The organism is Alteromonas sp. W12, assembly GCF_001924945.1.
Lineage (GTDB): Bacteria > Pseudomonadota > Gammaproteobacteria > Enterobacterales > Alteromonadaceae > Alteromonas > Alteromonas macleodii.
Genome location: NZ_LQXH01000001.1, coordinates 385,018 through 400,177, shown reverse-complemented (window position 1 = coordinate 400,177; position 15,160 = coordinate 385,018). Strand labels below are relative to the sequence as shown.

Annotated in this window: 10 protein-coding genes and 1 tRNA gene; 3 read left to right on the top strand and 8 right to left on the bottom strand. The window is 44.9% G+C overall.

Features of this window, described 5'->3' with window-relative positions; all coding sequences use genetic code 11:
• Positions 1-136: 136 nt before the first annotated feature.
• The gene (locus AWH61_RS01635; protein ID WP_014975806.1) at positions 137-796 is read left to right on the top strand and encodes a hypothetical protein; all 660 of its coding nucleotides are present in this window, start codon (positions 137-139) and stop codon (positions 794-796) included.
• Between the two features lie 48 nt (positions 797-844).
• On the opposite strand, the gene AWH61_RS01630 is transcribed toward AWH61_RS01635, so the two are convergent.
• From AWH61_RS01630 to AWH61_RS01620, 3 genes are all read right to left on the bottom strand, one after another.
• Entirely contained in the window at positions 845-1,174 is a 330-nt protein-coding gene (locus tag AWH61_RS01630; protein WP_014948463.1) for a hypothetical protein, read from the bottom strand.
• Positions 1,175-1,328: 154 nt separating this feature from the next.
• A complete protein-coding gene (locus AWH61_RS01625; RefSeq protein ID WP_075176642.1) occupies positions 1,329-2,378 on the bottom strand; it encodes an MbnH family di-heme enzyme in 1,050 nt (349 codons plus the stop codon).
• Between the two features lie 71 nt (positions 2,379-2,449).
• Entirely contained in the window at positions 2,450-3,259 is an 810-nt protein-coding gene (locus tag AWH61_RS01620; RefSeq protein ID WP_014948461.1) for an MbnP family copper-binding protein, read from the bottom strand.
• Positions 3,260-3,342: 83 nt separating this feature from the next.
• Between AWH61_RS01620 and AWH61_RS01615 the strand changes: the two genes are divergently transcribed.
• A complete protein-coding gene (locus AWH61_RS01615) occupies positions 3,343-6,096 on the top strand; it encodes a choice-of-anchor B family protein (protein WP_075176056.1) in 2,754 nt (917 codons plus the stop codon).
• 125 nt (positions 6,097-6,221) lie between these two features.
• Positions 6,222-6,298 (top strand) — tRNA-Ile (locus tag AWH61_RS01610).
• A gap of 48 nt (positions 6,299-6,346) precedes the next feature.
• On the opposite strand, the gene AWH61_RS01605 is transcribed toward AWH61_RS01610, so the two are convergent.
• The 5 genes from AWH61_RS01605 to AWH61_RS01585 all read right to left on the bottom strand — a co-directional run bounded on the left by AWH61_RS01605 (position 6,347) and on the right by AWH61_RS01585 (position 15,160).
• Positions 6,347-8,035, bottom strand: coding sequence for an NAD-dependent malic enzyme (locus AWH61_RS01605; RefSeq protein WP_075176055.1), 1,689 nt, complete (start codon positions 8,033-8,035; stop codon positions 6,347-6,349).
• Positions 8,036-8,082: 47 nt separating this feature from the next.
• A complete protein-coding gene (locus tag AWH61_RS01600; RefSeq protein WP_075176641.1) occupies positions 8,083-9,564 on the bottom strand; it encodes an SLC13 family permease in 1,482 nt (493 codons plus the stop codon).
• A gap of 21 nt (positions 9,565-9,585) precedes the next feature.
• A complete protein-coding gene (locus AWH61_RS01595; RefSeq protein ID WP_075176054.1) occupies positions 9,586-10,488 on the bottom strand; it encodes an alpha/beta hydrolase in 903 nt (300 codons plus the stop codon).
• Positions 10,489-10,536: 48 nt separating this feature from the next.
• Positions 10,537-13,545, bottom strand: a complete 3,009-nt coding sequence (locus tag AWH61_RS01590; protein ID WP_075176053.1) for a TonB-dependent receptor domain-containing protein — start codon at positions 13,543-13,545, stop codon at positions 10,537-10,539.
• 268 nt (positions 13,546-13,813) lie between these two features.
• Positions 13,814-15,160, bottom strand: coding sequence for a sigma-54-dependent transcriptional regulator (locus AWH61_RS01585; protein WP_075176052.1), 1,347 nt, complete (start codon positions 15,158-15,160; stop codon positions 13,814-13,816).

Genomic DNA, 15,160 nt, shown 5'->3' with positions numbered 1-15,160 from the left:
GTCGTACTTAACACACACTTTGCAACATTCTTATAAATGCATACGTTGCGAAGTGGAAAATCATAAGCAAATACTCTTGCCCGCCTAGCGGTGCAGACAATAATCTAATTTCTTAACACGTATTCAAGGAAGAGCCATGTTAGAGCAGCAACAATACCACCTTATTAGAGAGCATATGCAGCCTGGTGACATCATCGCGTTTGGCGGCAATAGCTTATTTTCTCGTTGGACCAAACTCACTACACGCTCTGCGGTAACGCATGTGGCAATAGTTATGCAAACGAAGATGCGCGATGAAGATTCTAATCGATATTTTAATCAAGTCATGGAAGCTACATCTTATAAAGGAAAGCGAGGGGTAATGACCAATAGACTAAGCGAGCGTGTAGCATCTTATGACGGTGATATTTGGTGGCTGCCCTTGTCTAGCGCCTCAAGAAGTATCTTTGAGCAAAATAAGCGAGACTTCTTTAACTTCATGTTTGAACAAGACGGGAAACCTTACGACGTGCTACAGCTATTCGGCTCAGCAGTGGACGCGATTGATGAACATCCCCTGTTCGGCAGCATAAGCTACAATCAAGAAGACTTTAATAGCTGGTTCTGTTCAGAGTTAATTGCTGAGGGGTTGGAAACTGCAGGTGTTGTAAGTGGCGTAAATGCATCGGAAGTCACGCCGGTGGACATCTGCCGGTTTAACATTTTCAAAAAGCGTTACGTACAGCTTAAAGGAAAAGGAAGGGTAATTGGAGGGTTCAATTCACTCAAGGCAGATAACTGGGGCCAGATTGCCTAACCCCATTAATTAAAAACACATCTACCCCAATATGGGGTAAGGTGAGTTTTAGAAAATACTGTCTTGGTGAATCTTAATAAACATGCTCGTCCCAATTTTAGAGTAATCGATTTTATACTCTTTCCCATTTAGGGTTTGTACGAACAATAATGTTTTTTCGTCGCCAAACACATCGCTAGTAGTTACATCTACTAGTTCCATGTCCATCATCTTAGCATCGCGCTTGTTTTCAGGCACTTTGCCTTCGTACTGCTTAATACCTTTATAAGTAACAAGAATTGGCGGATGTTCATCACCATTGATCACCAATAGATCTAATTTTCTTATTTTATGAATGATGGTATTTCGACCACTTGTAATGAAGGGTTTTTCAGTCATTCTCATCTCCGCGACCGCTCACCTGCTTTATAGTTATTAACAAAGAATGTAAGTGATTGAGTTTATCACGATGTTAACAATCAGCACATAAGCATTTGGTTGATATATGTGTGCAAAGTATAAACATAAATTACACAAAATGAGCAATAAATCGCTAATTTTTGCGTGTAGTGTGTGTTTTTACAAATTGCTCGTCGGTTAAACTGCGCAAAAATGCAACCAACGCCGCCTTTTCATCTTCAGAAATCGTAAAGCCTTTTATGAACGGACTGCGGTAAGGGTTAGGGCTTTCAGCCAGATTTCCCCCACGAGCATAAAACTCAATGACTTCATCAAGGGTGGCAATACTGCCATCATGCATGTAGGGCGCAGTAAGGGCTATATTGCGCAAAGTAGGTGCTCTAAACTTCCCCATGTCTTGTTTATTGTGGGTAACGCTGTAAAGTCCCATGTCCGATTCCGGATAACTGCCCTTCCCATCTTCATTATACAGGCCAGTGTTGTGGAAAGGCTGAGCCGCAAAAGGTTGAAAACTATGCTTAGACGATTGAGTAAAGTTCAGACCTCCGTGGCAGTGAAAGCACTCAGTGCGCTCTGAAAAAAACAGATTCAAACCTTCAAGCTGCTGGGCGGTTAGTGCATTGTCATCTTGAGCGTAAGCGTAGTTATCAAAAGCACTATTAAACGACACTAAACTTCTTACGTAGCTAGCAAGCGCCTTTACAATATTGTTTAAATTGGGTGTATCATCACCATAAGCCGCTTCAAACAGCGCTCGATATTCGCTGCCCTCAAAGCGCTTTAATATACGCTTTTCATTTCCCGTAACGCCCATTTCCACAGGATGTTCATTAAAAAGCGGGATCATCAGCTGCTTTTCTATACTTTCTAAATTGTTATGCGCCCAAGTGAAGGATGCATTATAAGCCACGTTTACTAGCGCTAATGCGTTACGGTTTAGCGCGTCTCCATTCGCGCCTACTGAAACCGTCTTAGGTTCAGAGAAAGCATGCTCTGGTTCATGGCAGCTGCTGCATGAAACCGTATTGTTAGCACTTAAGCCCTTATCAAAGAAAAGCTTCTCTCCCAAAATTACGCTTTCTTCGGTCACAGGATTGTCTGCGGGAACGGGAGGCGGTGGAATATTGTGAGGCAAATTCCAAATGTAAGGCGTGGGCGATTTACTGCACGCTCCTAAAATCATTGCAACAAGCGCGATAATTGCCGCCTTGAAAGCGAGCTGAGCTCGCCTTCTAGTGCAAATTAAAAGTGCCGCTACTGCCACTTAATCCAAGGCCTGTGCACTAAATTCTGAATAAGCTTTTTACAGGGCTCAGTTTCAGGAGACTCGAACATACAACTTGGCGCTTCGTTTATATCAACTTGCGCGACAATGTTAGACACCGATACTTCCAAATCTAAATCAGTATCAAGCTGGGTCATCGGCAGAATAAACTCCACCCGGTTTGTGAAAGCACACGATTTTTCAGGTGGCCTGACTGCTGATTCAGAATCGCAACCCACGCTACCTAAATGATAAGACCATTTGCGTGTTTCCTCTGAGCCTTTAGACACATCCAGTCGCAAAAACTTATGACCGTTTTGCCAGCTCCAAAACATTGTACTGTCATTCAATGGCGAAGGCTGTGTAAGCGGGTTAGCGTGATTATCGTCGAAGGGAAGGCCCATAGTGAAGCGCAAGTTTGTGGACAGCTTTAAAAGCTCTTCCGATACATCTAATACAATTTTGCTATTGGCATCATCAGGATTGTTGCACTTATTGTGAAACTTTAGCAATGCTATATTCGGCGTCTGCCATTGGGTTTGTTTAAACTTAACCCGCTGCCACTTCCCATCAATGCGCACTTCTGGCTTGCTAAGGTAAAAACCGAAGTAGTCTATATTCCATCGCTGTTGTCCAATACTCATGATCATTGGACATGCCCCCGTATCGACTCCCACCAACTTAAACGGGATTTCACCAGGCTCTCTTCCTTTGAGGTTAATGACATCACAGCCGGTTAACGACACTAGCGCCGCAAAGAGTAACGAAGGCATGACACTCATGCGAAAAGGCATTTTCATTTACGTATGTACTTCCTTTGGATATCTGGTAGTTTTTTATACAAACTACCTTTTTCTAATTACACACTTGCGCGGACGACAAGATGAATGCATTCCCATTAACGCTAATAGTGCTGCTATTAGCATTTGTGAGTCAAGGTGCACAAGCACACACAGACCATGACAAAGCGCGTTTTGTTGCCGAAGACGGCGTGGACGCGGGCAAGTGTGACAACCGTTTCAGGCCCTGTAAAACATTGAGCTATGCCGCGCGACAGGCCAATAAAGGCGACAAAATTCTCGTTGCTGAAGGCCAATATTATTTCGACAACGCTCAGCATGCACAAGTTCTAAACGACAGTCTTTTACCCGTATTAGGAGGCTTTTCTCGTGAAGATCATTACCAGGCACAGAAGCCTGCCTTGCACAAAACTACACTAGTTAATGTACCTGCGTATTTATCAGAAGCCCTTTATGAAAAAGGGTTCGACAGTATAACTGACGGAAAAGCCGCGTCTTCCCTTCAAGCACAGGCATCATCGCACATGGTCCTTAGTACCGAAGTCAGTGCAAATGAAGCTTGCACAGATGGCACGGCTGCCGACTTCCCATGCAGCAATATCGAACTACTCTCTAACGTACCTGTTAACGTATTGTCGTCGGTATCAAATAGTACCAACGATATTTGGGGGCACGTCGATTTAAACAACCGTAGAGAATATGCCATTGTTGGCATGCAGGCCAGCATTGCCGTTGTAGATGTAACCGAGCCAACAGCACCGGTAGTAGTAGGTGAAATTACCGGTCAAAGTACGACATGGCGCGACATTAAAGTCTATCAGTATTTCGATAGCGCTGCGGGGCGTTTTAAAGCGTATGCCTATGCCAGTGCCGATAGCGTAACAGAAGGTTTTACCATCATTGACCTTAACGACCTCCCTAATGGTATTAGCTTAACGAAGCGGATTAACGACGATAACCGTGCACACAATATCTACATCTCTAACGTAGATTACACGCTAAACACACCGTTAAATGACGCTGCGCCTCAGCTGCATTTGGTTGGCCAGGATAGTAACGGCGGAGCCTTTCGTTCATATACGCTAGCCTCACCTCAAACACCAACCGCGTCTTACATACCTAGCGGTCTCACACGTGCCGACTATACGCATGATGCGTCATCTATGCGCGTTACCGACGCAAGAGCGCAAACTGACTGTGTGAATGCTACGGCTGATGGATGTACGGTTATGCTTGACTTCAATGAAGATGCAATGCGCCTTTGGGATCACACGAACACAAATAGTACCTCTGAACTAAGTAGTATTAGTTATAACGAGGTTGCCTACACCCATAGCGGTTGGTTTAGTGAAGACAAGCAATATGCCTTTGTTCACGATGAGTTGGACGAGCGAAACTTCAGCTTAAATACCCGGGTTATGATTTTTGATATTTCATCACTCACAACACCTGTGCTTGCCAGCATTTGGACCAGTGACAACGGCACTATCGATCACAATGGCTACGTAAGAGGTAACCGCTACTATATGTCTAACTATGAGCGTGGCTTAACGGTACTAGACATTTCAGATCCTACCGCGCCTGTAGAAGCAGGCTTTTTCGACACCTACCCTGCTTTTAACAGCACCAACTTTAATGGGGCGTGGGGCGTATACCCGTTTCTACCTAGCGGTAATATTTTGGTTAGTGATATTCAGCGCGGTTTGTTTGTATTAAAAGACAATACGTTAAGCGCGACAACAGTCGCGGGCTTCTCTCAGGCTAATTATGAAACGGATGCTGATACAACCTTAAGCCTTCCTGTTAATAAGACAGGTACCGGGGCTATGACAGTTGCGTATGAAGTAATAGCGGGTTCAGCCACCAGCAGCGATGTAATGTTAGCGTCTGGAGAACTCAGTTGGGGTGCGGATGAATCACAGGCTAAAAACATCACGTTAAGCATCAGTGCTAACGAAAATACCGAAAGCAATGAGGTATTTTTCGTCAGATTATTTAACCCGCAAGGAGGAGGTATCGCCTCTGGTAGCGGCTATGCTCGAGTCACCATTAGCGGTACTGCCCAGCAAGGAAAAATTGAATTAAGCGCTGGCGAACGCGCTGTTTTAGAGACCGACTCTGAACTTGCGTTAAACATTGTTCGCCAAGGCGGAAGTGAAGGCGAAGTAAGTGTGAACTATTCACTGGAAAGCGGCACAGCAGTGAGCGATGAAGACTTTGTCAACCAAAGCGGCACGCTAACTTGGAGCGACGGCGATACCAGTTCGAAGACCGTAAATATTACGCTTATTAACGATAGTATCGAAGAAGACAACGAACAATTTCGTTTAGTACTTGCTGCACAAGACACAAATCTTCTAGGTGGTGTGGTAGAAACGCTGATTACGATAAAAGACGATGAGAGCAATCAAGCTCCTGTGGTAAACGCAGGAACAGATGTTGAAACCGATGTAAGAGCCAGCGTTGAATTAACGGGAAGCGCCCAAGACCCCGAAGGCGCGTTAACAAGCGTAGAATGGACGCAAACCGCCGGCGACACGGTTACCATCAGAAATGCAGATACATTAACCATGTCTTTTACCGCCCCATCATCTCAAAGCAATTTAACCTTTTCGTTAACTGCAACGGATGAGTTTGGAGTTAGCACCAGCGACACCGTTACTGTTACCGTAAACGAAAGTGTAGTGAGCTTGCCAACGGATACTAATTCAAATAGCTCTGGTGGAGGCGGCTCTACGACTCTGTTTAGCATGTTAGGCTTGTTGTTAGCGTTTGGATGGCGCCGTGTTAAAATGCCAATCAAGGCACATAAACTACAGCTTAGTGAACAAAAATAAAGCAAACAAATCACAAAGCCACCAGCGAGGCGTGACAAGGCAAATAAAACTGCTTATACTTGCGCTCGCTTGTGGTTGTTATGCATAGCAAATTGCATTGAAAACTGCACAGCACATCTCAAAATGGCCCCATAGCTCAGTTGGTTAGAGCATCCGACTCATAATCGGCAGGTCCCCTGTTCAAGTCAGGGTGGGGCCACCATTTTTTACCTCGCTGCACCCACCACAAAGAATTAAGGCCAAACTCAGTTTAGTTTGCTACCCGCTGATAATCTCGATAATCTGGGAGCCATTGCGTCTTTTGAATACTCAAATTAATTTCTTCGTCCGATCTTGGTAGTGCAACGCCATCTATCACAGCCTGCTTTGCTACTTCGAAAGCAATTTTCAATGACAGTTGCTTGATACTACTTAAAGGCGGTAATAGAGCGCCTACACCATTCACAGCAAGAGGAGATTCAGCTGCTAGTGCTTTGCTCGCTGCCATCAACATATTGTCTGTAACCTTTTTAGCACCGCAACTTACTACGGCAAGTCCAATACCGGGGAAGATATAGCTGTTATTGCATTGGCTTATTGGAAACGAATTACCATTAATTTCTACATCTTCAAACGGACTTCCCGTTGCTACTATTGCTTCGCCATTGGTATATCGCAAAATATCTTCGGGTAAGGCTTCAACACAGCGCGAAGGATTACTTAATGGCATTATAATTGGCTTATAAACATTCGCGGCCATCGCGCCTATCACCGCTTCACTAAATAAACCATTACATCCCGACACACCAAGTAGCATGGTAGGCTTAACGTTGTGTATTACGTCTAACAAGCTAGATTGCGTGAGCTTGTCCCATTCGGGAAACAAGCTTGTATCATGAGCGAAACGCTGCTGAAAAGGTAACAGTGCTTTTGACTTCGTGGTAAATAGGCCATCCCTATCCACCACAAATACGTTCTGACGGGCTTCTTTCTCACTCACCCCTTCGGCCACAGCACAGCGCACCCAATGCTCTGCTATGCCGCACCCAGCAGAACCGCCACCGGCTATTACCAATCTTTGTGAAGACGGCGAAACCTGTTTGGCTTTACACGCAGCCAACATAGTTGCTACCGCAACAGCTGCAGTGCCCTGAATATCATCGTTGAAACAACAGTACTTATCGCGGTAACGCGATAGCAATGGTGTGGCGTTGTGTTGCGCAAAATCTTCGAATTGGATAAGTGCATTGGGCCATCGGCGGCTGACTGCTTGCATGAATTTATCCAAAAATTTGTCGTATTCACTTTGCGAAATTCTAGGGTGACGGCACCCCATATACATAGGGTCTTCCAGCAATGCAGCGTTGTTTGTACCCACATCCAATGTGATAGGTAGTGTATTGGCAGGGCTAATACCACCACAAACGGTATACAGCGACAGTTTTCCAATTGGAATGCCCATACCACCAACACCTTGATCGCCTAAGCCAAGGATCCGCTCTCCGTCAGTCACCACTATTACCTTAATGTTGCGTTTGGTGGCGTTGTGCAAAATGGCGTCAATTCGGTCTTGTTGATGATGAGCGATAAATAGGCCGCGGGCGCTGCGATAAATATCAGAGAATTTCTCACACGCCTCTCCTACCGTTGGCGTGTAGATAATAGGCATCATCTCCTCAAGATGCTCGCTGATTAAACGGTAAAACAAGGTTTCATTTTTATCTTGAATGTCACGTAAGAAAATGTGCTTACTCATTGCGGTGGGGCAATCCTGATACTGCAAATAAGCGCGTTCCCTTTGCTGTTCTATCGTTTCGTAACGAGGAGGTAGTAAGCCGTCTAAATTAAATTCAATTCTCTCTCTTTCACTAAACGCACTGCTTTTATTTAGCAAGGGCATATCTAGAAGCTTAGGGCCAGCGTGAGATAAATATAGGGGTTTATTGTTTTGATAAGTCATAGTGGTACTTGCCGATGCCCAGAGAATGACTGGGCATCTTAAGAAAATTAAAAGATAAGAGGCGCTAGCCAAACAGCAATAGCACTGACTAAAAGGATGCTGACAATGTTCAGCACGAAACCTGCCCGTGCCATCTGGGATATGCTGATATAACCCGACGAGAACACAATGGCATTTGGTGGTGTTGCCACAGGCAACATAAATGCGCAGCTTGCTGCAAGGGTTACAGGCAATATTAATGACATTGGCTCGAAGCCCATTTCGATAGCAATTACTGCAACTACCGGCAAGAAAGTGGCTGCCGTTGCCAAATTACTTGTTAGCTCTGTAAGGAAAATCACCAGTGTTGTTGCGGCTAGCACTAACAGGAGCAGACCAAAGACATTTATGTTTACAAGCCCCTCGCCAAGCCACTGTGCCAACCCGGTATTCGACACTGCTGCGGCTAAACTCAATCCGCCACCGAATAACACCAGAATTCCCCAAGGAATATCTTTCATGTCATCCCAAGCAAGTAATGCAGGCCGATTTTCACTTTTTTCTCTGCCATTAGGTATAACAAAAAGTAGTACCGCAGCAGTCATTGCAATACCAGCATCAGAAAGGCCATCAAGGGAAAACCACTTCGCAAGGAATGGCCGCGTCATCCACGCAAAGGCAACACATAAAAAGAGAACACCGACTCTCCACTCTTCTTTGCGAATAGGGCCAAGTGCTTTTCGTTGAGCCGCTAGCTTAGACTGTGCACTATCTGGCGTCTTAAAGTTAACCGGGTATACCCACCTTGTCAGCGAGATCCACGCTAAGGGAAGTAAAACCACGCTAAGTGGGATCCCAATAAGCATCCATTTTGCGAAATCTAACTGTACGTTATACGTGTCGTTCATAAAGCCGACTAAGAACGCATTTGGCGGTGTACCTACTAAGGTCGACATACCACCAATGGTTGCGGCATAAGCGATGCCAAGCAGCAAAGATAGCTGAAAGTTCTTTCTCTCGCTTTCTGTGAAGTTTAAATCCTCGCTTTCCATTGTCGATAAAATCGATAACGCAATAGGAAGTAACATCATGGTAGTAGACGTGTTCGTCATCCACATACTCAATATGGCACTTACCAGCATAAACCCTAAAACAATAGAGCGAGCTGAACTGCTTACGTAACTCAATATGAAATACGCAATGCGTTTATGAAGATTCGCCTTCTGAAGTGCCAAAGCAAGCATAAACCCACCTAGAAAAAGGTAGATAGTGGGGTTGGCATAAGGTGCCGAGGCCGCTTTTATATCTAAAATACCTAGCTGAGGAAATAACACTAAAGGCAATAACGCTGTGACCGAAACATGTACCGCTTCGCACGACCACCAAAGCGCCATCCAAACACCTACAGCAGCTGTCGACCATGCTATTGGGCTTAACCCTTCGGGAGCAGGCAATAGGTTCATCACGAGAAAAGCTAATGGCCCTAGAATTGTACCTACCCTTCTATAAAGGTTTCCTTTAGGTTCATCACTCGTTGTCGAAGAAGACATTGATAACGAATTAGTTTCCACCTACTTCTCCTCATTTCCTTTATTGAATTCAGGAAACAGGTATTTGAATGCGTAAGGCACAATCTTCGTACTACTGTGACCAACACCTCGCACAACCTCGAGTTGCCAATGTGGAGAGACGTCTCTTTCCACTGCAACATTCATTGCATGTGCGTAGAATGACAGTCCTCTTGAGAACACGTTTCGTCCTTGCTGATTTGCTTTGTTGCTATTGCTAATGGCTTTGGTTCGAGGTCCCATGTCTTGGTCACCTAACATAAACACTAGCGGTCGTGTTAACCAATCATCAATTCGCGACTCATTGTATGGGCTATTTAACAAACCAAATGGGTAGTCTTGCTGAGTATCTGGGAAGGTGAAAAATGCGGCATTGGCAGCAACCGCTTGAGATACTGGTGCGTCAGGCTTAGCTAACATGTAAGTGTGAACAAATCCGCCTCCAGCAGAGTGACCATACAAAGCGAACTCACGCTGCTCAGACCCAAAGCGCGCAACAAAATCATTAAAGACTTTTTCAGGCACATTATAGAACTGAACCGATTCCGGACGCTTGGCCCCTAATGGCGTGGTAATGCCACCTAAATTGTATTGATATTCATCTTCACACACTGCTAGGCTGCACCCAATCGCAAGCACAATGAAGTTGTGCTTTTTCGCCAAACCTAGCCACTGGTCTCGATAATCATCGGCATTGCGACGAGCTCCGGGTACAACCAGCAGTATCTTTGTTTGTGCGTCTGCGTTTTGGGGAACAATATAGTGTACATCTATTTTGCCCCCTGCCCACTTGTTAAAGCTGTAATGACCAACATCTTTTTCTTGCCAAGGTTGTGTGCTAGCACACGCTGCCTGCAGTAGCGCAACCGAGCAAAGCCAAAAAGTAAAAACTATTTTTCTAAACATAATAACCGTCTTAAGAAATGGCGGCGGTGTGCCGCCAAGTTAGCAGGATCAGAAGCTTGCGCTTACGTCCATGTAAAAATAACGACCGTAGTCACGATGTGCGTCATTGAAGAATCCGAAGCTTTCCGCAGCTAATGGCGCGCGTTTATCTGTAAGGTTCTTCACCCCAAGACGGAAGCGTGTATCAACTTCTTGTATTTGGGTTTTATAGTCGAACGTTGCGTCAAACGTAGTCATTGCTGGGATCACAAATCGCGTTCCGTCATCTAAGGTCAACTCACTTTGATAGAAACTGCCGATACGATAGCCAGATAGCGAAGCGCCGAATACTTCACCTCGCCACATTAAGCGTAAGCTGTGTTTATCTTCCTGATTGCCATTACGACCAACTAAATCAGCAAAGCCATCGACAGGGAAACTTGCTGGAAGCAAACCACTCTCACTAGCTTCAACTAACTGGGTAGCTAGGCCGCCAGCTTCCTGCTCAAACTTCTCAAGGAACGATCCGTTATAATCGATTTTAAATCGGCCATAGTCAGTTTTAATGTTGTAGTAAATTCCTACGTCGTAACCACTAACCGTACGCTTATCTAAGTTTGCATAACGGTCGTCTATGTAGTTAATCTGACCCGCTGGGCAAATGCCAGCAGCCGTATAATACGCGGCTTCATCAGGGTCTATTTCTCCGCGATTTACGCTGGCGTTAAAGGTTGCGGCATCACAATTACCGTTGCCCTGCTCTAGGCGATATAGCAAATCAAGCAAGGAGTGGTTTTCTTCACCAAACAAACCAATCGTGTTTTCTTTCTCAATAGACCAGTAATCAAAGGTAATTGCTAAGCCGTCTAGGGGCTCAACTACAATTCCAACCGATATATTGTCAGACTCTTCTGGCTCTAGTTCCTGGCTACCTTGCGCAATACGTTGCAGAGAATAAGAGCAATCCAATGTGTCCTGATTAGGATCGCCTCCATTTTCTGCGGCGTATAAACAAGCGTAGTCAGTACGCGTTTGAGTACGCGCAACAATTTCTTCATTGATAGTAACTAGATTCGGCGCTCTGAACGCCTGAGACCACGAGCCTCTTAAAAGCACAGGTTCAAATGGACGGTAACCGAAGGCCACTTTACCCACCGTTGTGTCACCTACGTCAGAAAAGTCTTCGTAACGGGCAGCTAACTGAATATCAAAGTTATCAAACACGGGGATCTGCAGTTCGGCAAAAGCAGAAGCTACCGCTCGGTGCCCTGAATTGTCCGGTGTTGGACTAGAGTTCACCACATCAGATACAAAGGGGTAGGTGTCACCGTCTGCGTCGATAAACTGAATAGTGCCATCAAGGCGAGGGTCACGGTCATCTTTGAATGATTCGTGACGGTATTCAAGCCCCGCAACGAACCCTACGTACCCTGCTGGTAACTCATAAATTCCTGGGTTAGAAAACTTAATATCAAAGGTTTTAAGCTCAGACTCACTCTTTCGATAAACATCGATGAGAGCGCGTTCAATATTAGAGTCTACACCTGCAGAAAACGGGTTATAAGCTGCTTCTGTGGTGTCGTTTAGCGCTTCCTGCATTAAGGTATTAGATACACGGTTATGAGTTACGTCATCTTTAGTGTCTTTTGACCAAGACACCGCAGTTTCCCAGTCCCATTCACCCCAATATCCTCTTAACCCTTGCAGGAGTCGGAAAGTTTCGCCTGTATTCTCTACAATTCTTGGGTACTCAGCGAAGCGATAGTTATCTATCGTCAATGCCGCGCCATCACAAGAAACGCCAGCGGCAACTGCCGCATCGTCTAAGCGATTGGGCGATCCACATGGACCAAACGGATTATAGTAATTGTCGGCGGCAACAATAAGTTTTGATGACGAAAATGATGCGGTAGGATGTCTTCGCAAATTTGTATTTGAGCGATAGCCCAAAAACTCTGAAAAGGCCTCCCACCCATTTTCAAATGTGTGGTTTAAATTGATGAAAATATTTGTGCGGTCGAGCTTGGATGTTAGGTCGCGGTCTTGATTCATATTAAAGCGCACAGTACCTTGTCCATCTGGCGCAGCACATAAGCCGTTACCTAATTCCCACGCACATCTCTCATCTCCGCTAGGGTAGGTTTCAAACTCACCACTCCCATCAACATAACCTTCCGTTCGCAATGGATTACTTGACGTAACTCTATCGACAAAATCGAACTGACCGTACAAAGAGTTGGCACTTGTTGAATCAAATTCAGGATGTCCATACCAAGGGGAACCCTCGGGCAATCGATCGGTCAGATCGGCATTCGTCCATCGAGGATCATCTTGAGAGTTTACTCTGTCGCGTTGGTAATAGTTTGCGATAACGCCAATATTGGTTTTACCACCATTGAAGGTTTTCCCCCAGTGCATGGATAGCGTCTGATCGTTTCGAGGTAAGTGCTCATATTCTTGCCACTTAACTCGCACATCAAAGCCTTCAAAGTTTGTCGGCGTTACCGTATTTACCACACCTGCAACGGCGTCTGCACCGTAGATTGCAGATGCTCCATCACGCAAAACTTCTACGCGCTTTGCGCCATAAACAGGGATTAACTGTGAGTTGACCGAACTTACTGGAACGAAACTTCCCCCCACTTCTTCAGTCTGATATGACGCTGAATTCACCATTCGACGGCCATTTATTAGTACTAAGGTGTTTCCTGTACCAATATTTCTTAAATTGAACGCGCCAACGTCACCACGGGCAGCATTTACACCACCACTAATGTTGCCTGCTTCATTGAAGAAATTTTGTCCATTTTCTGGAATAAGCTGTAACAGGTCATCACCAGAGTCGACGCCCATTAATTCTATGTCTTCGGCGTCAAGTTGCGAAACTGCTAGGGCTTCGCTAATTTCAGCACCCTTAATTTGTGAGCCGACAACGGCTATTTTTTCGATTTGACTTTCGTCTTTGGTCTCGGTTTGAGCATGGGCGTAGGGTGAAAGAGATGTGGCTAATGCCACCATACATACAGGCGAAAGTAGGCGTCGCCGCGTACGGATCACTTGGGTAATTTTATTAATCATTGTTTTACCTTAAAAGTGTTGAATGTGTCCTCAGCACAAATGATACACAATTGTTAAAAGACACAATTGCGCAACATTTGTTACATCGATTCAACATAAGGCAAGGACCTTGCCACACTTACAATCAAAATAAAATCACTTGAATTTCAAATAGATAAAAAACCTCACCGCAGAGAACCACTCAGTTTCGGGCTTAGATGGGTGGAATACCACACGTGAAAAAATTGTAAACGGGTGGAAATCCATCCATTTACAATCGTGGTTAGGACTAAGAAAGTTTGAAGTCGTCTTTAACAAGACCGTACTTTCTCATTTTGTCGTACAGTGTCTTACGAGGTAAGCCTAACTCCTGCTGAACTTCAACCAACCTTCCGTCGTGCTCACGCAGTGTCGCCTCTAATACACCTTTCTCATACTGTGCGACCTTGTCAGCTAAGGTTAATGTGTCACTACTATTCTCACTATTAGGATCGTCAAAAATTGTTTGCCCCCCCATAAGAACAAAACGTTCAGCCGCATTGCGCAACTCTCGAATGTTACCGGGCCAGTTATGTTGCTGAAGCCTTGAAAGCTGATCATTTGTGAGGCGAGGCGCATCAGTGTTGAAACGAGAACTCGCCAGTGCTGCATAGTGTTGGAATAAAAGAGAAATATCCTCTTTGCGTTCACGCAAGGGTGGAATTTCAACATTAATCACGTTTAGTCGGTAGAATAGATCCTCTCTGAACTCTCCTTTATCGACCAATTCAAGCAAGTCAATTTTCGCAGCGGCGATTACCCGAATATCTAAGTCTACGCGACGGTTGCTGCCGAGTGGCTCTATAACGCGATCCTCCAGAACACGCAGTAACTTAATCTGTAAAGCCATTGGCATACTTTCAATTTCGTCCAGAAAGAATGTTCCGCCGTTTGCGTGTTCTATTTTTCCAATACGTTTCTTTTGTGCACTTGTGAATGCGCCAGCTTCAAAACCAAACAGTTCACTTTCAATCATGGTCTCTGGAATAGCGCCGCAGTTTATCGCAACAAAATTCTCATTTCTTCGATGGCTGTTGTAGTGAAGAAATCTTGCAACCAAGTCTTTACCAGAGCCCGTTTCTCCTCGAATAAGTACGTCGGCGGGTATATCTTTTATTTGCATCAACAACCGTCGTAACGCTTTAATTTTATGAGTATTCCCTAGCAGGCGAGGCCCGGCACCGGTTTGTGCATCAAGTTCATCTTTCAGTGCACGGTTTTCTAATACCAAAGCTCGCTTTTCTCCCGCTCGCTTTAGCACATCTAAAATATATTCGTTGGAAAAGGGCTTTTCGATAAAATCATAAGCGCCCAATCGCATAGATTCCACCGCCGTGGAAATATCACCATGCCCCGTTAGCATCACCACCGTAAATTCAGCGTCAATCGACAGCGCATTCTTTAGAAAAGTGACTCCATCCATGTTGGGCATATTGATATCTGACAAAATAACACCGGGCCAATCCCTATCAAGTTTGATTAGTGCATCGGCAGCGTTATCAAATACCTCTACTTCGTACCCCTCTATTACAAGAAGCTGCTTTAAGGCATTCAATATAGTGGGTTCATCATCAATAATATAAATTGGAATGCTCAT

Bases quoted from the DNA above. Each gene is read 5' to 3' on its own strand.
- AWH61_RS01635 (WP_014975806.1), top strand. From the start codon at position 137: ATGTTAGAGCAGCAACAATACCACCTTATTAGAGAGCATATGCAGCCT.
- AWH61_RS01625 (WP_075176642.1), bottom strand. From the start codon at position 2,378: ATGATTTTAGGAGCGTGCAGTAAATCGCCCACGCCTTACATTTGGAAT.
- AWH61_RS01605 (WP_075176055.1), bottom strand. From the start codon at position 8,035: ATGACTTATCAAAACAATAAACCCCTATATTTATCTCACGCTGGCCCT.
- AWH61_RS01585 (WP_075176052.1), bottom strand. From the start codon at position 15,160: ATGAGCATTCCAATTTATATTATTGATGATGAACCCACTATATTGAAT.
- AWH61_RS01630 (WP_014948463.1), bottom strand. From the start codon at position 1,174: ATGACTGAAAAACCCTTCATTACAAGTGGTCGAAATACCATCATTCAT.
- AWH61_RS01595 (WP_075176054.1), bottom strand. From the start codon at position 10,488: ATGTTTAGAAAAATAGTTTTTACTTTTTGGCTTTGCTCGGTTGCGCTA.
- AWH61_RS01615 (WP_075176056.1), top strand. From the start codon at position 3,343: ATGAATGCATTCCCATTAACGCTAATAGTGCTGCTATTAGCATTTGTG.
- AWH61_RS01620 (WP_014948461.1), bottom strand. From the start codon at position 3,259: ATGAAAATGCCTTTTCGCATGAGTGTCATGCCTTCGTTACTCTTTGCG.
- AWH61_RS01600 (WP_075176641.1), bottom strand. From the start codon at position 9,564: ATGTCTTCTTCGACAACGAGTGATGAACCTAAAGGAAACCTTTATAGA.
- AWH61_RS01590 (WP_075176053.1), bottom strand. From the start codon at position 13,545: ATGATTAATAAAATTACCCAAGTGATCCGTACGCGGCGACGCCTACTT.